Consider the following 2479-nt stretch of genomic DNA (forward strand, 5'->3'; position numbering starts at 1 on the left):
CCTAAACAACGACAGCGCCAAGGCACCCAGAAGTAGAGGTTTTACGATTGTAGGAATTTACAACAGCGGCTTTCAACAATTTGACGAACAATTTGTCATCGCAGATATTCGGCATATCCAACAACTCAATAAATGGTCCGACAATGAGATTGGTGCTTTCGAAGTTTTTGTCAACGATTTTGACCAGATCATACCTATCGGTAATGCCGTCTATAATGAAACATCCAGTACGTTGGACACCTTAACCATACGCGATAAATACGCCTCCATCTTTGAATGGCTGGATCTGTTCGATTTTAACATCTTCCTTATCATTGGGATCATGATCTTGGTGGCAGGGATCAATATGATTACCGCACTCCTGGTACTTATTTTAGAGCGAACGCAAATGATAGGTATTCTAAAAGCCTTGGGCAGCAGCGACTGGAGCGTTCGAAAAGTTTTTATTTACAATGCCATGTACCTCATTGGAGTGGGCCTTTTTTGGGGAAATGTGATTGGTCTTGGTCTCTTGGTGGCACAACAACAGTTTAAATTGTTCCCACTGGATCCCGATACCTACTACGTGACCGAAGCACCTGTGTTTTTGGATATCGGATATATTTTGGCGTTAAACGCGGGTACTTTTCTGCTCTGTTTGCTTATGCTATTGATTCCGTCCTATATCATTGCCAAGATTTCTCCGGTAAAGGCGATTCGGTTTGAGTAAATGGGCGTTCCCCCGCTTTTAGCGGGGTCGGGCTTTCACTACTCGCTTTTGGTTTTGCCTTACAAATCCTTAAAAAGTACAAAACCAAAGAGCTCAAACAGACCGTTCAATCCCTAACGCGAAATCTTCATGACAGACAATCTTCAGAAATACACATATTAAAATCAATCGTACCGATCATCGAGTGAATTAGACACTTCGAAAAGTTGGTCTTTTATTATTCCACCATAGATTTCATATTTGACTTCAATAAGTAGTACTCGGTAAGAATTCATTCAAAAAAAATCCTGCCGTTTTTATCGCCTTATTATCTCCCCGAAAAAGAGTTGTTTCATTTGAAAAGATTCAACTAAATAGCTCAAGACAATTAGTTAAACAAGGATTTATTTTTAAGATCCGCTATATAATAATATCTAATTCTTGACTCATGAAAAAAATACTTCTCATCATCTTTTTACTATGCGTAGTAAAATTTCAAGCACAGGAAATTAAAGGATTTTCATTTGATGCAACCGGGGGTATTACTGCGCCCTTGGGGGATTACAAAACCTATACAAAGACTTTAGGACAGACTAACGGAAATAACCTGATTGGTTTTACCGAAGAAATTACGGGGGAAACTCAATTCAGTTTCGACGCATCTTATCAGTTTGGGGCGGTTGGCTTGGGAGCAACTTTGGGAATCTTTAACCATAAAATTTCAAGTTTAACCTATGAGATCAATTTTCCCACTCAAATTAGTGGTGGACAAATTAATGGTACCTATTACAGTATTGGACCTAATTATATGGCGTCTTTGGGGGACTTTACATTTACCGGCTTTTTAAGAGGTGGTCTGATGGATGTATCCCTCGACAAATTTGTGGGAAGCTATAATGGTACCGATGTCAATCAACCTATTGAAATATTAAATACGGAGCTTTCTTCAGGAAGTAAATCGTCATTAGGCTATGCATCATTAGGGGTAAAATTTTCGTATCCAGTATATCAGGGCTTGAGTGCATTTGTTAAAGCTGAATACTTCACAAGTTTTGGTGATGGAATGGAAATTCTGGATACCTATGTTCCTCCCGTTGATGTAAATAATGATGGAAACATTACCAGCGCAGATACCGAGTTGTTCGTGAATAGTGACAATTTGGTTGAGGAAATGCGGTTTCTGAAACCACAATTTTTCTTTTTTGGTGTCGGACTCGGGTATTCATTTGGGGATGAAGATGAGGCATCACGCGAGAGAGGACTAGAAGACCATGAAATATCGGGAGTGTTAAATAGAGCAGGTGATGATGACTCCGATGGTGATGGTATTCTTGATACAGGTGAGCAAATAGAATTTGAAAGGAGGGGAAGAAGAAATGAACGTAATATACTTGGGCGTTACCCCAATAACAATAGTAATTTTACTGATACGGAAGAAGTAGAGAAGTTTTCCTGGGAATTTCTGGATGATAAAATAGAAAATCCAAACTATCGGTTTGAAATTTTCAAAATAAGAGATAACCTTGAATTACAATCTGTATATGTAGAAAATACGTCTAAAAAAGAAATTAATCATGAAGCTGCTCATATTGTACAACAGAGGATAGAAAGTAGTTTAAATGATTCTGGTGAAGGGCATTTCAAATGGAACGTTAGTGAAACTACCACGGGTATCACTTCAAATTATAGTTTTTTTAGCATAAGACCTTGTCAATATGATTTTTCCATTCTAAATGAAAGTATTGAATGCATAAGTAAGGATACAGATAATAGAATACTAAAAATTTGTTT

2 protein-coding genes are annotated in these 2479 nt (G+C 37.9%); both read left to right on the top strand.

Annotated elements, in window-relative coordinates:
• A partial coding sequence (locus K8F54_RS02570; RefSeq protein WP_290786593.1) for an FtsX-like permease family protein occupies positions 1–709 on the top strand: 709 nt, incomplete at its 5' end.
• Between the two features lie 427 nt (positions 710–1136).
• Positions 1137–2479: hypothetical protein (locus tag K8F54_RS02575; RefSeq protein ID WP_290786594.1), on the top strand; the 1343-nt coding region annotated here is incomplete at its 3' end.

Origin of the sequence: Altibacter sp., from assembly GCF_019913785.1 — a bacterium.
In the GTDB taxonomy this organism is placed as follows: domain Bacteria; phylum Bacteroidota; class Bacteroidia; order Flavobacteriales; family Flavobacteriaceae; genus Altibacter.